At 73.4% G+C, this 15,465-nt stretch carries 14 protein-coding genes and 1 pseudogene; 10 read left to right on the top strand and 5 right to left on the bottom strand.

Going from position 1 to position 15,465, the window contains the following annotated elements; translation table 11 throughout:
• Positions 1–309 precede the first annotated feature (309 nt).
• Positions 310–2,730 (top strand): HelD family protein, encoded by a 2,421-nt coding sequence (locus JXZ78_RS02240; protein ID WP_050502163.1) that lies wholly within the window; start codon positions 310–312, stop codon positions 2,728–2,730.
• 163 nt (positions 2,731–2,893) lie between these two features.
• The gene (locus JXZ78_RS02235; protein WP_030018568.1) at positions 2,894–3,880 is read left to right on the top strand and encodes an alpha/beta fold hydrolase; all 987 of its coding nucleotides are present in this window, start codon (positions 2,894–2,896) and stop codon (positions 3,878–3,880) included.
• 30 nt (positions 3,881–3,910) lie between these two features.
• Here the strand turns inward: JXZ78_RS02235 and JXZ78_RS02230 are convergent, their stop codons facing one another.
• Positions 3,911–4,717 carry an SDR family oxidoreductase gene (locus JXZ78_RS02230; protein WP_238782621.1) on the bottom strand — a complete coding sequence of 269 codons (807 nt, stop codon included), beginning with the start codon at positions 4,715–4,717 and terminating at the stop codon, positions 3,911–3,913.
• A 237-nt stretch (positions 4,718–4,954) separates the two neighbouring features.
• Between JXZ78_RS02230 and JXZ78_RS02225 the strand changes: the two genes are divergently transcribed.
• The 5 genes from JXZ78_RS02225 to JXZ78_RS02205 all read left to right on the top strand — a co-directional run bounded on the left by JXZ78_RS02225 (position 4,955) and on the right by JXZ78_RS02205 (position 8,828).
• Positions 4,955–5,671 carry a class I SAM-dependent methyltransferase gene (locus JXZ78_RS02225; RefSeq protein WP_030018566.1) on the top strand — a complete coding sequence of 239 codons (717 nt, stop codon included), beginning with the start codon at positions 4,955–4,957 and terminating at the stop codon, positions 5,669–5,671.
• Positions 5,672–6,344: 673 nt separating this feature from the next.
• A complete protein-coding gene (locus JXZ78_RS02220) occupies positions 6,345–7,145 on the top strand; it encodes a hypothetical protein (protein ID WP_157851485.1) in 801 nt (266 codons plus the stop codon).
• A gap of 60 nt (positions 7,146–7,205) precedes the next feature.
• Positions 7,206–7,703, top strand: coding sequence for a DUF2975 domain-containing protein (locus tag JXZ78_RS02215; RefSeq protein WP_030018564.1), 498 nt, complete (start codon positions 7,206–7,208; stop codon positions 7,701–7,703).
• A complete protein-coding gene (locus JXZ78_RS02210) occupies positions 7,703–7,930 on the top strand; it encodes a helix-turn-helix domain-containing protein (protein ID WP_030018563.1) in 228 nt (75 codons plus the stop codon). The genes JXZ78_RS02215 and JXZ78_RS02210 overlap by 1 nt, the downstream gene beginning before the upstream one ends.
• Before the next feature lie 91 nt (positions 7,931–8,021).
• Positions 8,022–8,828 carry a YhjD/YihY/BrkB family envelope integrity protein gene (locus tag JXZ78_RS02205; protein WP_030018562.1) on the top strand — a complete coding sequence of 269 codons (807 nt, stop codon included), beginning with the start codon at positions 8,022–8,024 and terminating at the stop codon, positions 8,826–8,828.
• Between the two features lie 59 nt (positions 8,829–8,887).
• Here JXZ78_RS02205 and JXZ78_RS02200 read toward each other — a convergent pair whose 3' ends face one another.
• Positions 8,888–10,291, bottom strand: a complete 1,404-nt coding sequence (locus JXZ78_RS02200; protein ID WP_030018561.1) for a DUF2252 domain-containing protein — start codon at positions 10,289–10,291, stop codon at positions 8,888–8,890.
• 220 nt (positions 10,292–10,511) lie between these two features.
• On the opposite strand from JXZ78_RS02200, the gene JXZ78_RS02195 reads away from it, so the two are divergent.
• Positions 10,512–11,846, top strand: coding sequence for a diacylglycerol/lipid kinase family protein (locus JXZ78_RS02195; RefSeq protein WP_050502161.1), 1,335 nt, complete (start codon positions 10,512–10,514; stop codon positions 11,844–11,846).
• Between the two features lie 26 nt (positions 11,847–11,872).
• On the opposite strand, the gene JXZ78_RS02190 is transcribed toward JXZ78_RS02195, so the two are convergent.
• Positions 11,873–12,334, bottom strand: a complete 462-nt coding sequence (locus tag JXZ78_RS02190; RefSeq protein WP_030018559.1) for a DUF7144 family membrane protein — start codon at positions 12,332–12,334, stop codon at positions 11,873–11,875.
• A 191-nt stretch (positions 12,335–12,525) separates the two neighbouring features.
• On the opposite strand from JXZ78_RS02190, the gene JXZ78_RS02185 reads away from it, so the two are divergent.
• Positions 12,526–12,819 (top strand): DUF8691 family protein, encoded by a 294-nt coding sequence (locus JXZ78_RS02185; protein WP_050502160.1) that lies wholly within the window; start codon positions 12,526–12,528, stop codon positions 12,817–12,819.
• Positions 12,820–12,925: 106 nt separating this feature from the next.
• Positions 12,926–13,369: a helix-turn-helix transcriptional regulator gene (locus JXZ78_RS02180; protein ID WP_030018557.1), complete on the top strand. Its 444-nt coding sequence runs from the start codon at positions 12,926–12,928 to the stop codon at positions 13,367–13,369.
• Between the two features lie 4 nt (positions 13,370–13,373).
• Here JXZ78_RS02180 and JXZ78_RS02175 read toward each other — a convergent pair.
• Both JXZ78_RS02175 and JXZ78_RS02170 read right to left on the bottom strand, forming a co-directional pair.
• A pseudogene (locus tag JXZ78_RS02175) lies at positions 13,374–13,598 on the bottom strand (helix-turn-helix domain-containing protein); the annotation flags it as partial.
• A 941-nt stretch (positions 13,599–14,539) separates the two neighbouring features.
• The gene (locus JXZ78_RS02170; RefSeq protein ID WP_050502157.1) at positions 14,540–15,373 is read right to left on the bottom strand and encodes a MalT transcriptional regulator family protein; all 834 of its coding nucleotides are present in this window, start codon (positions 15,371–15,373) and stop codon (positions 14,540–14,542) included.
• Between the last annotated feature and the right edge of the window lie 92 nt (positions 15,374–15,465).

Here is a 15,465-nt window from a genome sequence, read left to right as displayed (position 1 = left end):
CGGCAGCATAGGTTGCAGAGAGTTCTCTGCACAGGGGTTGCAGAGAACTCTCTGCAAGGTGTCCCAAGGATGACCGTCCCACTCGGCCGGGGGAGGCGCGTCCCGCGCCGCCCGGCGGCAGGTGCCGGTGTCTCGCACGCACCGGTGCGCGCATACCGGTGCGCGCACACAAAAAACCCCGGTCCGTATTGACGGCCGGGGTGAAACTCTGCGTATATTAGGCGTTTGCATGTCTTGGTAATTCTTCAATACATGACTTGCCACTAGAGAACACGGTATCGGAGCGGAGCTGAATTGTCAAACGAGGAATTGCGGCAGGAGCAGGAATTCACCGACCTGCTCTACGGGCGCCTCGCCGAACTGCGGGCCGGGGCCGAGTCCGCCGTCCAGCGCGCGCTGCCGCTGGAGGGGAACAACTTCCAGGCACGGCTGGAACGCGATGTGACGGTCGCCGAACAGTCCGGGCTGCTGGCCGCCCTCGACGCGGGGGAGAACGGCCTGTGCTTCGGCCGCCTCGCGTTCCGCGACGGCGCCGACCACCACATCGGCCGTATCGGCATCCGCCGCGACGACGCCGACCGTACGCCGATGGTCGTCGACTGGCGGGCCGACGTCGCCCGCCCCTTCTACCTCGCCACCGGCCACACCCCCATGGGCCTGCGCCGCCGGCGTCACATCACCACCCAGGGGCGGCAGGTCACCGCCCTGCACGACGAGATCCTGGACCTCACCGACGCCGAACGCACCGGCCACGAGGGCTCCGACGCGGACGCCGTGCTGCTGGCCGCCCTCGACGCCGCCCGCACCGGCCGGATGCACGACATCGTGCAGACCATCCAGGCCGAGCAGGACCGGATCATCCGCGCCCCGCACCAGGGCGTCATGGTCGTGGAAGGCGGACCCGGCACCGGCAAGACCGCCGTTGCCCTGCACCGCGCCGCGTACCTGCTGTACGCGCACCGCGAGCACCTCGCCCGCCGCGCCGTGCTGATCGTCGGCCCCAACCCGGCCTTCCTCGGCTACATCGAGGAGGTACTGCCCTCGCTCGGCGAGACGGGTGTCCTGCTCGCCACGCCCGCCGAACTGTTCCCCGGCGTGACCGCGACCGGCACCGACACCGCGCGTGCCGCCGAGGTCAAGGGCGGGGCGGCGATGGCGGACGCGCTGGCACGGTTCGTCCGCGACCGGCAGGCCCTGCCCGACCCCGCCCGCGTCATCGACCACGAGGACGGCGAACTGCTGCTGGACGCGGACATCGCGGCCGCCGCCCGGGAGCACGCGCGCACCACCCGGCTGCCGCACAACCTCGCCCGCCCCTACTTCGCCTTCCACGTCATCGACGCGCTCACCGCGCAGTTGGCCGACCGGATCGGCGCCGACCCGTACGGCGGTCCCAACCTTCTCGGCCCGGACGACGTCGCCCAGCTCGGCAAGGCGGTCGCGGCCAGCCCCGACGTGCACGCCGCGATCCAGGAGCTGTGGCCCGAACTCACCCCGCGGCAACTGGTCGCCGACTTCCTCGCCGACCCCGTCCACCTCCCGGACGCCGACGCGGACGCGATCCGCCGGACCAACGGCCACCACGGCCCCTGGCCGGAGGAGGACGCCTGGACCCCCGCCGACATCCCGCTGCTGGACGAGGCCGCCGAACTCCTCGGCGAGGACGACTCCGCGGCCCGCGCCGCCCAGGAGGCGGAGCGCCAGGAGCGGATCAAGTACGCCCAGGGCGTGCTGGACCTGTCCTACGGCTCCCGTACCCAGGAGTTCGAGGACAAGGACGACGAGGACTCCGAGGTGCTGGCCGCGCACGACCTCATCGACGCGGACCGGCTCGCCCACCGCCACGAGGAGGCCGACCACCGCAGCGCCGCCGAACGGGCCGCGGCCGACCGTACCTGGGCCTTCGGCCACATCATCGTGGACGAGGCGCAGGAACTGTCCGCGATGATGTGGCGGCTGCTGATGCGCCGCTGCCCGACCCGCTCCATGACGCTGGTCGGCGACCCGGCGCAGACCGCGGAACCGGGCGGCTGCGGCGCCTGGGAGTCGATCCTCGCCCCGTACGTGGACGACCGCTGGGAACTGGTCCGGCTGGGCGTCAACTACCGCACCCCCAGCGAGATCATGGACGTCGCGGCCGAGGTGCCCCGCACCGCGGACGCCTCCTTCGAGCCGCCGCGCTCGATCCGCTCCACCGGCGTACGGCCCTGGGCCCTCGGCACCACCCCCGGCGACCTGCCGCGGGCGGTCGCCGACGCGGTGGTACGGGAGACGGCCGACGGTGCCCGGTCCCGCCCGGCGGAAGCGCGAGAAGACGGCGACGGCGGTACGGCGGCAGGCGGCCCCGGGGAGGGCCGGCTCGCGGTCATCGCGCCGCGGGACCGGCACCCGGCCCTGGCCGTCACGCTCTCCGCCGCCCTGCCGGACGTGTCCACCGGCGCCGACCTCGACCTGACCCGCCCGGTCGTCCTGCTCGACCCGCGGCAGGCCAAGGGCCTGGAGTTCGACACCGTACTCGTGGTCGAACCGGCCGAGTTCGGGACCAGCGACCTGTACGTCGCCCTCACCCGGGCGACGCAGCGACTGGGCGTGGTGCACACCGGAGCGCTGCCGACGGCGCTGCGGTCCCTGGCGGAGGCGGCTACGCAAACCGAGACGGCTACGGAACCCAAGGCGGCTGTGGAATCCGGGACGGCTACGGAACCCGAGGCAGCCGACCCGGGCCGCTGACCGTCCGTACGGGGGCGCCGCACACCCGATGCGGCGCCCCCGTACCGCGCCCCGTTTGCCGAACCGGCAAAAAGCCTGGGAAGAGTGGCCGCCCGTCGCGGATGATCCCGTCAGCGGCGCAGGGGGACCGGCGCCGCCGGACCGCCGAAGCGAGGAGCCCGCGATGCATCAGCACACCGATACTCCGCCCCCTGCCGAACACCGCACGGTCGAAGTTCCCGGCGGGCGCATCCATGTGGTCGAGCAGGGCAGCGGGCCACTGGTGCTGCTGCTCCACGGCTTCCCCGAAACCTGGCGCTCCTGGCGCCACCAGCTCCCGGTTCTGGCCGCCGCCGGCTACCGCGCGGTCGCCATGGACGTGCGCGGTTACGGGCGCTCCTCGAAGCCCGCGGACACAGCGGCGTACCGGATGACGGCGCACGTGGCCGACAACGTCGCCGTCGTCCACGCCCTGGGGGAGCGGACCGCGACCGTCGTCGGCCACGACTGGGGCGCCACCATCGCCGCGAACACCGCGCTGCTCAAGCCCGACACCTTCACCGCCGTCGGACTCCTGGGGGTGCCCTACGCGCCGCGCAACGGCGTCCGGCCGTCGGACGCCTTCGCCATGATGGGCGGTGACGAAGAGGTCTACGTCAGTTACTTCCAGCGGCCGGGCCGCGCGGAAGCGGAGATCGAACCGGACGTGCGCGGCTGGCTGGCGGGCTGCTACGCCAGTCTGTCCGCCGACACCATGGGCCCCGAAGCCGTCCCGAGCTGCTTCTTCGTCCCGCCGGGCAGGAAGATGTCCGACCGGTTCGTCCGCGGTGTCCGCCCGGCCTGGCTCAGCGAGGACGAACTCGGCACGAGGGCGGCGGAGTTCGAACGTACGGGCCTCACCGGCGGACTCAACCGCTACCGCAACGCCGACCGCGACTGGGAAGACCTCGCCGCCTGGGACGGCGCGCCGATCACCCAGCCCTCGCTCTACATCGGCGGCGACCGCGACGCTTCCACGACCTGGCTGGCCGACGCCATCGAGGCGTTCCCCACCACGCTCCCCGGCCTGTCGGCCAGTCACGTGCTGACGGACTGCGGCCACTGGATCCAGCAGGAGCGGCCCGAGGAGGTCAACCGGATCCTCGTCGACTGGCTCGGCTCGCTGAACTGACGGCCCGGCGGCGGCCGCGCTGCCTGATCTCTACCAGGCGCTCGCCGTCGGCCGTACGACCAGCTCGTTCACGTCGACGTCCGCGGGCTGGCCGACCGCGAAGGCGATGGCGTTCGCGACCGCGGCGGCCGGGAGGGCGACCGCCCGGTAAGCCCGCATCGCCTGCCGGGCCGACGGATCACCGATGCCGTCCGCGAGCTCGGACTCGGTGACGCCGGGGGAGACGACGGTGACACGGATGTCTCCCCCGGACTCCTGGCGCAGCCCCTCGGACAGGGCCCGCACCGCGAACTTCGTGGCGCAGTAGACCGCGGCGGTCGGTGACACCTCGTACGCGCCGACCGAGGCGATGTTCACGAAGTGCCCGCCGCCCTGCGCCCGCATCACGGGCAGTGCGGCGGCGATGCCGTGGAGCACGCCGCGGACGTTCACGTCGAGCATCCGGTCCCACTCCTCGGTCCGCAGCGCCTCCAGGGGTGACAGTGGCATCACACCGGCGTTGTTGACCAGGACGTCCACCCGTCCGTACGTGGCGCGTGCCGCGTCGACGAATGCCCGTACATCGGCGGCGTCGGTCACGTCCAGGCGCCGGTACGCCGCCGAGCCGCCCTGGTCGGTGAGCCGGCCGGCCAGCTCCGCCAGCCGCTCGGTGCGGCGGGCGCCGAGGAAGACCCGGTGCCCGCCGGCGGCCAGCCGCAGCGCGGTGGACTCGCCGATGCCGCTGCTCGCACCGGTGATCAGGACGACCTTGCCGGAAGCGGCGGCCTCCGCGCTGTCCTGACCGCCGGTACCTGGGGCCGGAGCGGTGTCCGTGGGCGCGGGGGTGTTCGCGTTCATGCTGTGCTGCCTCTCGAAGCCGCTGTGCCAGGCTCGATCGCCTGCTTCCAAGAGGCTGGGCCACGGCGCGCACCGCCACCAGGACGGATCGTGCCCGGGTGCCCCGCACCCACCCCACCCTCGGCGCCGGTCCCGGTCCTTCGTCGAAGGGGGCAGGGACGGGTGTGCGGTGCTTGTCGTTCCGCGGTGCCGGAGATGATCCGGGTCGGGAACGTACCCCTTGAGCCGGGAGGTCGCATGGACGTGTCGGAGCGGTACCGCGAAGCGTGGGAGAGCTACTGGCGCGACACGTCGGACGCTCCGGGCGCGGCCATCTTCGACTGCGCCGCCGAACTGGCCGCCGGGCACCACTTGCCACTGCTCGCCCCCTTCGCCGACGCCACGCTGCCCGTCGTCGACCTGGGCTGCGGCACCGGCACCCAGACCCGTCACCTGGCCCGGCACTTCCCGCTGGCCGTTGGCGTGGACCTCGCCGAGGCGGCCGTCGCCCACGCGCGGCGGGCCGACACCGGCGGCGTCGCCCGGTTCGAGCAGTTGGACGCCACCGACCAGGACGCCGTCCGGCGGCTGCACCAGCGCATCGGCGACACCAACGTCTACCTGCGCGCGGTGATCCACCAGAGCGAACCCGACGCCCGCCCGGCGATCGCCGCCGCGGTCGCCACCCTGATCGGCGACCGCGGACGCGCCTTCGTCGTCGAACTGCTGGCCGGCGCCAAGGATGTCCTGTCCCACGCGGCCCAGGGTGCCGACGGCCCGCCCCCCAAGCTGGCCGGCATCTTCGCGCACGGCCTGACTCCCGCAGCCGTGGACGACGACGCCGTCCCCGGCTTCTTCCGCGACCTCGGCCTGCCCGTGCTGGACCGTGGTGTCATCGACCTGGTGATGACCGAACACCGCGCGGACGGCGTACGGATCGACCTGCCGGCCCAGTGGATGGTCCTCGGCCGCTGAGCGGACCCGGCAGCCCGGCGCCCGGCCACCCGTCTGCGCCCTGACACGGGAGCGGCCACCGAGCCCACCACGAACTCCCGGGCCGCCGGGCCGGATTGGCTGTTCGCGCGGCTAAGATGAAGCCATGCACCTAGTCACTCCAGGCGCATAAAGGGGAGCCGGGCCCCGCGACGCAAAGGGGGTGTTGCGGGGCCCGGCGTCCCTTCGCCGGGCAGGGCGAGCACCCTTTCTCGCCCTGGCAGTGAAGGCACGTCCGCTTCACTGCGACGTCTGGAGTAGAGGAAGGTGCAAGATGGCCGCGAAGGAGCAGAGGTCGTGGATCAAGGAGCTGGCCTCACGATTCGCCGTCGCAGTCGCCGCTAAGGCGCTGTGGACGGTGATTTCGAGGATCGCTCTGCGCGACGACGCCTGAGTGCTGCCGTCCGGCTGACCCCCGTCGGGTCCCCTTCCCGTACGGGGGTCAGCCGTTCCGAACGCCCCGCGATCTCGTCCGCGTGTGCGCCGTTCGCTCGTAAGCACATCCGTATGGCGTGTAGTTGCTGCTCCGGCAGCGTCTTTTCGGCCGGGTGTGCAGCGGGTGCGTACCGGCTGCGCCTGGGAAGCATCGACGCACGGCCCAGCTGGGCAGGCTCCCCGCCTACATCGTCTGAACACGTGCTGTACGGGGGTGCCGGTGGGGCGCAACAAGGACTACATGACGGCTCTGCTCATGGCCCGCAAGGGGCTCTCCAAGGAGGTCGCTGGGCTGGGCCGGCGCCTGGACGACGTCCGGAGCGAGGTGGCGCTGCTGCGGCAGGAGGTCGCCGACGTACGGCAGTTGCTCGCCGGGAGCGCGAAGCCGGCCGAGGTGGCGGAGCCCGAGTGGGCCGACCCGGACCTGGCCGACACCGGCCGAGAGCCGCCCTTCCCTCCGCTCGTGGACGACGACGTGGACGACGACGTGGACGGTGACATGGACGACGGCGTGGATGACGAGGACGACGTGGACGGTGCGGAAACGGACGTGGCCGCGGGTGCGGGCGCGGCCGGGGCGGGCGCCTTCACCGAGAAGATCGGCGCCGCCCCCGGCCGCCACGAGACGCAGGAGGACGTCGATCACGGAGTGCTGCTCCTGAAGGCGGCCCAGGCCGGGTCGCTCGCCCTGATCTGCCACCGGGAGGTGTGGGAGTTCCTTGCCGTCTGTGCCGCCGACGAGGAGCACTTCCGCTTCGCGTACGAGCTGACGGACGAGGGCGACGGACGGGTACGGGCCATGCTGTCCGGCCGCTCCGTCATCGGCGCGCTGATCGCCTTGCGCCGCACCCGCGACGCCAGTCACCTGGACGGCACCTGGGCCCTGGCGAGCGTCTTCTACTCCCGTATCGCCGAGAGCCTGCGGGCCACGGTCCGGGACGGGAAGCGGCCGCCGGCCGTCCATCTGGACGACGGTGAACGGGACGCGGCGGCCGGCGCGGCAACCAGTACGGACTCCTGACTGGCCGTCATTTCCTCCTCATCGATTGATTTTCGATAGGTATCCATCGATCATCGATAGATGCACCGTTACTTCATCGCCATACTCCGTGCGGGCATCGCCGCCGCCCTCCTGTTCGGTCTCTTCGGGCAGGCCGTGGTCATCCCGTCGGCGGCCGCCGACGAGGTCGACCGCTTCCCGCCGTACGCCGCGTTCGCCACGCCCTACGTGCTGGTGGCGATCGCCGGTGTCGCCTGTGTGCAGGTCGCGCTCGTCGCCGTCTGGATGCTGCTGACCATGGTCGAACGCGACGCCATCTTCACGACGCGTGCCTTCCGCTGGGTCGACACCATCATCGGCGCCTCGGTCGTGGCGACCGTGCTGGCGGCCGGTGTCACCGCGCACCTGGGCCTGGCGGAGATCCCCTCGCCCGACGACGGCATGGACGTGGTCGGCGCGCTGGCCGCCGCGACCGTGGCCGTCGGCGTGGGCGCGGCGTTCGCCATGCTCGTCGTCGTCCTGCGGAGCCTGCTGCGCAAGGCGACCTGCCTGCAGAGTGAGATGGCCGAGGTGGTCTGATGGCGATCATCGTCGAACTCGACGTCCAGCTCGCCCTGCGCAACCTGTCCGTCGGCGAATTCGCCGACGCCGTGGGCATCACCCCCGCCAACATCGCCGTACTGAAGAACGGCCGCGCCAAGGCCGTACGGTTCACGACGCTGGACGCGATCTGCCGCACCCTGGGCTGCCAGCCCGGCGACGTACTGCGGTGGGCCCCGGACGAGGAGGCGGACGGCAGGACTTAGAGCTCCACCACCCCCGGCGGGCGACTCGCGGTGGGCGGGCGGCTGTGAGGCTGGGCGGGCCGTGAACGAACTGCCGTGGGAGGGCGGGGCCATGGCGAACATCCGTCTCGTCCGGCCGCTGGCGGCCCGCGTCGTGCGGCAGCTGGTCAGGGTCAATGTGCTGGATCTCGCGACCCGGCTGGCGGCGCAGGCGTTCCTGGCCGCGTTGCCGATGCTCATCGCCGTCTCGTCCTTCTGCCCGCACACCGTACGGCAGGAGCTGCTGAGTTCGCTGCGTGCCGTGTTCGGGGCGGACAACCCTCTGCGCGGCCAGGTCGAGGCGGCGTACGGGTACCGGGAGCAGGTGTCGAGCAACTGGGGAGCGGTCGGTGTGCTGGTCGCGCTGGTGTCCGCCACGGCTTTCACGCGGGTGCTCCAGCGGGTGTGTGAACGGTCCTGGCACCTGCCGCACTCGGGGGCGCGGATCGTGGCGTGGCGCTGGGCGCTGTGGCTCGTGGTCTGGGTCGTGGCCCTGGTGTACCAGGGGCTGCTCCACCGGGCCTTCGGCGTGGGCACCGTCCTGGGGGTGCCGCTCCAGCTCGTCTGCGCCGTCCTGATGTGGTGGTGGACCCAGCATCTGCTGCTCGCCGGGCGGCTGCCCTGGATGTTGTTGCTGCCGGGGGCGTTGCTGACCGGTGCCGGTGTGGTGGTGTTCTCCCTGCTCTCCGGGTTCTGGATGCCGCCGGCGCTGACCCGGAGCGTCGAACGGTACGGGCCGCTCGGCTCCGTCTTCACCCTGTTGTCCTGGCTGATCCTCTTCTTCGCCACCGTGGTGCTCGGCATCGCCGTCGGACAGGTGCTCGCCCGTACCGAGGCCGTCCGGCGGCGGCTGCGGCTGCCGCCCGTCCCGTCGGACTGACCTCGCCGTCGGACTGACCTCGCCGTCGGGCCGACCTCGCCGTCGGACCGGCTTCGCTGTCAGGCCGGCTTTGCCGTTACCCGGCCGTCGCGCGCCGCCTCGGCCAGTGCCCGGTGGTCGCGTTCGTTCTGATCGGCGTAGCGCTCGGCGAACCGCGCCAGCGCGCGGTCGAAGGCGTCGGAGCTGCCCAGATAGGCGGCGATGGCGATGCGGTCGCCGGAGCGGGCGTGGGCGCGGGCCAGGGTCGTGCCGCACAGCCGGCCGAACAGCCGCATGATGCGGGGCGTCATCGTGTCGGCCTGGGGAACGGCCTTCCAGTCGCGCAGTTGGCGCAGGTAGAAGTCGCGCTCCCGCCCGTCCAGCCCTTTGACGCGTTCCCAGCCGAGGAACATGTCGCCGGCCGCCTGCATCAGCCGCTGTCCGGTGACGACCCGCTCCCCCTGGTTCCCGCCGGGGGCCGGGCCCGCGAGCGGCGCGAGCACCGATTCCTGCGCCTCCTTGGCCTGGAGGAAGAGCGGGTCCGCGTCGTCCCGGCCGAGCAGCAGCAGGATCCAGCAGCGGGTCCCCACGCTGCCGACCCCGACCACCTTGCGGGCCATGTCGACCACGCGGTACTGCGCGAGGAGCGCCTGGCGGTCGGTCTGCAAGGTCCGCGCGTAGCGGTCGACCAGGTCCTGCAACTGCTCTTCCAGGTGCTCGCGTTCGACGTCGGGGAGGAGGTCGCCGAGCGGTACGACGAGGGGCGGGTCGGGAGCGATCCGCAGCTCGCCGTCGACGGTGTGGGCGAGCCGTTCCAGAGCCTGGTGGTGGTCGCGGGTGCGGGCCTTGGTGAGGGTGCGGGAGAGCCGCCGCTTGGCTCGCCTGCCCAACTCCCCGCGCAGCGCGCTGTACAGCTCGTCCGCGTCGATGCGCGCGTACCACACGTCGAGGTTGCGCATCGCGGCGAAGCCGCCCATCGCCTCGCGGTACGCGCGAACCGCCTCCCGGACCGTACGGGAACGCTCCGGCCCGCTGAAGCCGTTGGCGCGCCCGGCGATGACGAGGCTGGCCGACAGCCGCTTGACGTCCCACTCCCAGGGGCCGGGCAGTGTCTCGTCGAAGTCGTTGACGTCGAACATCAGATGCCGCTCCGGAGAGGCGAGCAGCCGGAAGTTCAGCAGGTGGGCGTCCCCGCACAGCTGGGCCCGCAGCCCGGTGGACGGCGTGCCGGCGAGGTCGCCCGCCATGACGGCGGCGGCTCCGCGGAAGAAGCGGAACGGGGATTCCAGCATCCGCCCGTACCGGATCGGCACCAGTTCCGGGAGCCTGCTCGCCGACTGCCGCTCGACCACGTCGACCGGGTCCGGCCGGTCCGGCGCGGGAGCGAACTCCGCGTGGCCGGACCGCGGTACGCGGGTACGGGCCTCCCGGCCGCGGGCGGCCCGCTCCTGGGCGGTGGCGTGGGTGCGCTGGGCGTCGGGCATGGCGCCTCCCTCCTGACGGGCGGGCACGAGGCACGAATGTCGGCCCGTACGGCCGGTTCGTCATCACCCCGGCGGTGTGAGGCGGGGCGGGGACGAGGGCGGGGAAGAAGAGGTGCGCGGCGGCCGGTCCGACGCCGGTTCGCGGGTCGCCCGTCCCGGCCGGCGCGGGTCGCCTTGCCCGGGTGATGCCCGTACGGCCGGGCCGGCGCACGGTGGCGGCATGGAAGCGACCCTGCGGAAGCAACGGTGGCTGGCGCGCGCGTCACTGGCGGCCGCCGCGGCGGCGGTGCTGGTACTGGGCGTGTTCGCCGGAATACGCACCTTCGCCCTGGTGGGAGTCGGATTCGCGGGCCTGGCGGTCACCGCCGCCGCGGTCTGGTGGACCCTGAGCCGGCGAGGGGTCCTGCGGGTCCTCGCCGCCCTGCTGGCCCTGGCCGCTCCGGCGTGGGTCCTCCTGGAGTACACCGGCGCCCGCCTGGCGTGGGTCGCCGCCCTGTCCGCCGGACTGTGGCTGGCCGCCGCCGGCGCGGGCCGGGCGGCCCTCGTCCTGCACGACAGGCCGGCCCCGATGCCCGAACACCCGGCGCCGAAGACCCGCCACCCCGTTCTGATCATGAATCCGCGCTCGGGCGGTGGCAAGGTACGCCGGTTCGCGCTGCGCGAGAAGGCCACGGCCCTGGGCGCGGAGGTGCTGCTCCTGGAGGGCCCGGCGGAGACCGACGTGGCCGAGCTGGCCCGTAAGGCGGCGGCCGGGGGCGCCGACCTGCTCGGCGTCGCGGGCGGGGACGGCACACAGGCCCTGGTCGCCGATGTGGCCGCCGCTCTCGGCCTGCCCTTCCTGGTGATTCCGGCCGGTACGCGCAACCACTTCGCCCTGGATCTGGGCCTGGACCGGGACGACCCGTCGAAGGCCCTGGACGCCCTGCACGACGGCGTGGAACTCCGGGTCGACCTCGGCCGCGCCGCCGGCCGGCCCTTCGTCAACAACGTGTCCTTCGGCGCCTACGCCGAGGTGGTGCAGAGCCCCTCGTACCGGGACGGCAAGACCCGCACGACCTTGGACCTGCTGCCGGACCTGCTCGTGGGACACCGGGGCGGACGGCTCACCGCGCGGGCCGGGGAGCACACCTTCGACGGTCCGCAGGCGCTGCTGGTGAGCAACAACCCGTACGGCACCGGGGACGTCGCGGGGCTGGGGCGCCGGGCCCGCCTGGACGCCGGCGTACTGGGCTGCGTCGGTGTCGAGGTCAGCGGTGCCGCACACGCCGCCGGTCTGGTGCGGGGACGGCGGGCCGCCGGTCTGACGCGGGTGACGGCCACGCACGTCGTCGTCGACGCCGACCAGGAGCGGATCCCGGTCGGTGTCGACGGGGAGGCGCTGCGGCTGCGCGTGCCGGTGCACTGCGACATACGGCCGCTGGCCCTGCGGGTGGTCGTGCCCCGGCGGCGGCCGGGCGTGCGGCAGGCCCGGCCGCCGCTGGACTGGCGGCTGCTCGTCAGACTGGGGCTGTACCGGCGCGAAAGCCGCACCGGACACCGCGACGGACCGGCCTGACGCGTTCCGCCCGGGCCGCGGCGGGTCTACAGCGGCGCGTTGTAGACCTTGTGGGCCTCCTGGTGGCCGTACGTGGCCAGGGACCAGATCACCAGGACGTCGAGCGCGATGATGATCGCCGACCACACGGGGTAGTACGGGGTGAAGAAGAAGTTCTCCAGCGCGCTGACCGCCGCGACCCCGATGCCGACGGCACGCGCCCAGGCACGGCCGTTGAAGAGGTGGAACGCGGCCGCGAGGACGACGAGGCCGGAGAGCAGCTGGAGCCAGCCCCATCCGTTGATGCTGAAGTCGTAGGCGTAGTTCTCCTGCGCCCGGTAGAAGTTGTGGTCGAGGATCGCGGCGAGTCCCGCGATCACGTGGTAGGCCCCGACGAGGGCCAGGACGCACACGGCGAACACGACCCCGCCGAGCGCGACCGGGCGAATGCGGGGCTCGGGTGCCGGCGCCCCCTGCCGGCTCTGTCCAGCCGACGTCTGCTCGGCCATGCCTGCACCTCCTCCTCGGTGGGCCTCCTCGGTGGGCCGGAGCATCCTCCCCGCGGCACCGCGCCCGGTTCACCCGCGGAGGATGAGACCGGGCGGACCGCGGTGCGCCGTCACCCTCCTGAGGTGAGGCCGGCCTGTGCCGTCCGGCGACAATGGCGGGGAGGCCAGGCCGCCGCAGCGGAGGTGACGCCATGGGCGCGCAGGCGGGTGCGGGGCCCGGGCGACCGGGAACGCCGTCCGGCGGCGGCGCTTTCGAGATCCGGGTCCGGGGCAGGGTCGGTGCTGCCCTCACCTCGGCCTTCGGTGAGCTGACGGTCCGGCTGCGCCCGGCCGAGACGGTCCTGTACGGCGCGGAGCTCGACCAGGCCGCGCTGTACGGCATCCTCGACCGTATCCAGGCGCTGGGACTGGAGTTGCTGGAGGTCCGCCGACTGCCCGGGACGGGCGGCCCCGACGGGCCGAACACCCACGCCGAGGGGCCGTAAGGCCCCTTCCGGAACCGGACCGCCCCACGCGAAGCTGAGCGTGTACCACCTGCCGCCAGGGGGTGAGGACATGCCCGCCGCGCTCCGAACCGCACGAAGACACCGGATGTCCGCCAGGCCGAAGGGCTCCGACCGGGTGACCGACCTGCGCGCACGGTTACGGGCACTGGACCGTGCCACCGGACCGGCGGACGCGGCCGTGTCGGCCTGCCTGGCGTGGGTCGCCGACCTCCTGGTGGAGACCGCGGAACGCCTGGACGACCCGCGGACCGCCCGGGCGCTGATGGACGAGGCGGCGGCCGTACTGGCGTCGGCACCCCGGCGGAACCGGACCGTGGCACACCCGGCGCCCGCCGAGCCGCTGACGGTACGTGAACTGACCGTCCTCCGGGCCCTGCGGAAGGAAGCCTCGCTGCGGCGGGTCGCCGACGACCTCTTCGTGTCGTACAACACCGTCAAGAGCCACACCAGCGCGGTGTACCGCAAGCTCGGCGCCCACTCCCGGGCCGAGGCGCTGAGCCGGGCCCGGGAACGGGGGCTGATCCTGTAGTCCGTCAGCCACCTTTCCCGTCGACCAGCAGCTTCAGCTCGCGGGCCCGCCGGACCGCGGCCGACCGGCGGGTCACGGCGAGCTTGCGGTAGACGCTCTTCAGATGCGTCTTGACGGTGTTGACCGACAGATACAGGTCCGCGGCGATCTCCTCGGTCGTCATCATCTGCGCGAGGCGGCCGAGCACCTCCCGTTCCCGCGCGCTGAGCCGCTCGACCGGGTCCGGGGCGGGGCGGACATGTTCGGGACGGGTCAGGACGCGCGTACGCGGGCCGCCGGACGAGTCGAGCACCGCCGCGCACACCGGCTCCACCGTCCGCAGCAGCCCTACGGGCAGCCGACAGCCGGCCACGGTGTCACCGATCCGGCCGGCCGGCGGCCCGCTCTGCTCCGCCGCCCTGGCGAGGCCGGCGGTCAGCGCGCAGATCTCCGTGACGAACGGGTCGGGTGCGCTGCTCAGCGCGGCGCGCGCGTACCCGAGTTCACGGTGCGTCTGCGCGGGCTCGCCGCGCGCGAGGCCGATCCAGGCGCGTACGACGTGCAGCGAGGAGCGGGAGCGGTCCGTCGCGGTCCAGGCCGGCAGGGGCGGCTGGGACGCGTGCGTGGCGAGTTCGTCGGCCGCGCGGAAGCGCCCGCGCAACGCCTCCAGCAGGGCGAGGTCGACCAGGCAGTCCCGGCGCAGCGCACCGTTCCCGGCCGCGCACGCGGCCTTGAGGCCCGCGGACAGGGAGACCGTAGCGGCATGCAGGCTGCCGTCGCGCAGTTGGCCCTGGCCGCGGATCGCCAGGGTGAGAGCCGGGATCTCCGGGTGCGCCGCCATCGTCGCGCGCGTCAGCCGCGGGCTGAGGAGCTCCGCCTCGGCCGCCGCCGCCCCCGCGGTGTCCGGGCAGCGGGAGCGCTGCTGGGCCATGCGGATCACGGCGTGGGTGAGCCGGCAGCGGACGATCCGGTCCTCTTGGCCGGCGGGCAGTCGGGCGATGAGCCGCGCGGCGTGGTCCAGGGAGCCGGTACCGGCCGCGTTGTCACCGTGGGCCGGCGCCGCGGCCGCCGCGACGAGCGCGGCTTCGGGCTCGACCGCCCGCGGAGCCTCGGACAGCTGCCGGACCAGCTCGTCCGGCAGACGGGTTCCGGTCAGCCCGAGGACCTGGCCGATCGCCAGCCGGCGGACGATCAGCCGGCCGGCCCTCCCGTGGTCGCCGGCCGCGAGCCAGTGCCGTACCGCGTCGGCGAGCAGCCCGTGTTCGCCCAGCCAGGCGGCGGCCCGGCGGTGGAGTTCGGGCACCAGGCCGACTGTTTCTCCATGGACATGGCCGCGAGGCGCAGACCGGCGGCCCAGCCGTCCGCGCGCTTCCTGAGGGTGCTCACCACCTGTCTGGACACCTCGACACCGTGCTGGGCGAGCAGCGCGGCCGTCTCCCGGTCGTCGAAGGCAAGGTCGCGGGTGCGCAGTTCGGTGAGTTCGCCGGACAGCCGGAAACGGTGCAGGTGCAGGGGCGGGTCCCGGCGCGAGAGCACCACCAGGCGCAGTACGGGAGCCGCGTGCTTCACCAGGCCGATCACCGTCTCGGCGGTCGGCGAGCCCGGTTCCGTACGGAAGTCGTCCAGGACCAGCACGACCGGTTCGCGGCGTGCGGCCAGCCCGGCCGTCAGGGCGGCCACGAGCAGCGGGCCCCCGGAGGCCGGCGCGGCCGGCGGCACGGCCGCGCCGGCCGCGCCCAGCGCGCCGAGCACGCGCGGCCACAAGACGCCGGGCTGCTCGTCGCGGCCGTCGCAGGTCACCCAGGCCACCGGCCCCGGCGTCCGGCCGGTGTGCGCCCACTCCACGGCGAGCGCCGTCTTCCCGGCGCCGACCGGGCCGACGACCACGGTCAGTGGCCCGAGCACGCCCCAGGAGAGCCGGTCCGTCAGCCGGGGTCTGGGCACCAGCCACCTGGGCAGCGCGGGCACCGTGACCGAGGGCGTGAACGAAGGCCCGTCGCGCTGCTCCTCCGGACACGAGTCCATGGGCGGCACCTCGCTCTCGGAGCGGGAGGGTGCGGCTCAGGCAAGTGTGCGGCGGGCACGGCGGCGCGGACAGCGCGACGGGCGCCGTTTCA

The organism is Streptomyces monomycini (assembly GCF_022271435.1).
GTDB lineage: Bacteria > Actinomycetota > Actinomycetes > Streptomycetales > Streptomycetaceae > Streptomyces > Streptomyces monomycini.
This window is presented reverse-complemented; position numbering and strand designations above follow the sequence as displayed.